The 2365-nt window shown below is 62.7% G+C and carries 2 protein-coding genes; both read left to right on the top strand.

What is annotated here, in order from left to right; genetic code table 11:
• Positions 1–1152 (top strand): MBG domain-containing protein (locus tag AC1DLT_RS30790; RefSeq protein ID WP_477489241.1); only part of this gene is annotated, 1152 nt, incomplete at its 5' end.
• Between the two features lie 98 nt (positions 1153–1250).
• On the top strand, positions 1251–1784 hold the full coding sequence (locus AC1DLT_RS30785; protein ID WP_477489240.1) for an invasion associated locus B family protein: 534 nt from the start codon (positions 1251–1253) through the stop codon (positions 1782–1784).
• Positions 1785–2365: the final 581 nt, after the last annotated feature.

Genomic DNA, 2365 nt, shown 5'->3' with positions numbered 1-2365 from the left:
ACCGTGAACCCGCGGGCGCTGACGGTGACGGCAGACGCATTGTCCAAGACCTATGGTGACGCCAATCCGGCGCTGACCTATACCGCGACGGGCCTTGTCAACAACGACACACTTTCCGGATCGCTTTCGACCTCGGCGGGGCAGTATTCCAACGTTGGCGCCTATTCCATCACCGGCTCGTTCTCGGCGTCAAGCAACTACGCCCTGACGTATGTCGGAGCCAACTTGAGCATCAATCAACGCGCAATCACGGTGACGGCGGATGCGCAGTCGAAGACCTATGGTGATGCAAACCCGGCGCTGAGCTACACGGTCGGGGGTGCAAGCCTGGTCAATGGCGACACGCTTTCCGGATCGCTTTCGACCACGGCGGGGCAGTATTCCAATGTCGGTGCTTATGCGATTGCCCAGGGGACGCTCGCGGCCTCCGGCAATTACGCCCTGACCTATGCCGGCGCCAATCTGGGCGTGAACCAGCGGGCGCTGACGGTGACGGCGGATGCGCTGTCGAAGATCTATGGCGATGCCAATCCGACGCTGAGCTACACGGCGGCGGGCCTTGTCAACAACGACACGCTCTCCGGATCGCTCGCGACTACGGCGGGGCAATATGCCGATGCCGGCGCCTACGCGATCACGCAAGGATCGCTGGCAAACGCCAACTACGCCATCAGCTACACGGGTGCAGACCTCATTGTGAACCAGCGCGCCATCACGGTCGCCGCCGACTCTGTCAGCCGCCGCCACGGCCTTGCCAATCCGGCGCTCACCTACACGGTCGGGGGTACGGGCCTGGTCAATAACGACAGGCTTTCAGGAAGGCTGGCTACGTCGGCAACCAGCCTTAGCGAGCCGGGCGCCTATGCGATCACCCAAGGCACGCTTCTGGCGTCCGCCAATTATCGCATGAGCTTCCTTCCCGGCGTGCTGACCGTGGAAAAGGCCGCCGACCCCCGACCCGGCACACAGGCAAGCTCCGTCACGCCGACCTTCGATGCCGGCCGGTTTGTGCCGATCCGGCCGGTGTCCGACGATGCCGAAACCGCGGATGACAGTCGCGACCTGATCACCGATCCGCGTTTCAAAGGAACGTTCGTCTGCCTCGCCAATGGCAGCGGCTGCGTCTCGCTCCCGGCCCAGTCAACGCCATAATCACTATACACAAGCCGCCAAACGCTGGCCGGTCGGCGGGTCTGAACCGCTCTGGCACGGATGGTCGGATCCCAGCCATATGAAAGGAACCTGTTCGAATGACTTTATCCCGCTATTTGCCGAAGGCTTCACTGCTGGCGGCAGCGCTCGCTCTCGTCAGCTGCACCGCGACCGCCGCCGCCCTGCCGGGCGGCGCCAGCTCGCTGGTCGAGACCTACGACGATTGGGGCGTCGTCTGCCAGATGCAGGCCAATGCTCCATCCTGCCTCGTCCGGCAGGTCCAAACCAACAACCAGACCAAGCAGACCGTCCTGGCCGTAGAGATCGGCAAGAGCGCCGACGGCAAGTTCCGGGGCACGCTGGTGCTGCCGCTCGGACTGGCGCTGCCCCAGGGCGCTCAGTTAAAGATCGACGATGCCGCGCTCGGCAATACTTTGCCCTTCTCGACCTGCCTGCCGCAAGGCTGCGTCGTGCCGCTGGCCTTCGAGGCAGACACGATTGCAAAGCTCAGGGCCGGCAAGGCCCTCAACGTCACCGTTTCCGCCGCCAGCCCGGCCCAACCGCTGGCGCTGGCCGTCTCCCTGAAGGGCCTCGCCGGCGCGCTCAACCGCATCGCCGACCTCACCAAATAACGCCTCTCGCTTTCCGGCGGGAAACGACTTTCCAAGCGTACGGAAACCCAGAGGTACAAGAGGTCCGTTACCCGTGCCGGCCATAGCCTCTGGGACATCGTCACGGACCCCGGCGTGGGGCGCAGGGCCGGCAGCGATCGACTAAGCTTTCGTTGTATTTCAGCTACTTGAGTGCTGATTGGAAGCGACGGAAAGCCTAGGCCCTTGGTTCGAAGCCCATCAAGGCGAGGGATTCGAACTGGGTTTACCTCTACGGCCTAAGCCGCTAGATTTGGGATAGGCCTTTCGACCAATCGCAGGAATCGTTGGTTGTGAGCCCCGCAACCAAATTCCCAAAACTCCCGTAGCAAACGCTCCGGGAGTTTTTTTGTTGTCGAGGGATATGGTCTACCGCTCACAATCAACCCTCGTCCTCCACGAGAAAACCCAGGACTTTCCGAATTCCCGGAGGAAACTTGCGTCTCAGGTCACCCGCAATCGTTTCCCCCGTCGGAGGCTCTCGGCTCACGCTTGAGACTTGCCACCGTCTTCCAAGGCGGCCATGGCAATGGCCTGCCTGCGGGCGTCGCGGTAGCGGGAAA

Source organism: Neorhizobium sp. 05N33 (assembly GCF_056397445.1).
This window is presented reverse-complemented; position numbering and strand designations above follow the sequence as displayed.

Excerpts from the sequence above, each read along its gene's own strand:
- AC1DLT_RS30785 (WP_477489240.1), top strand. The coding sequence starts at position 1,251 with ATGACTTTATCCCGCTATTTGCCGAAGGCTTCACTGCTGGCGGCAGCG.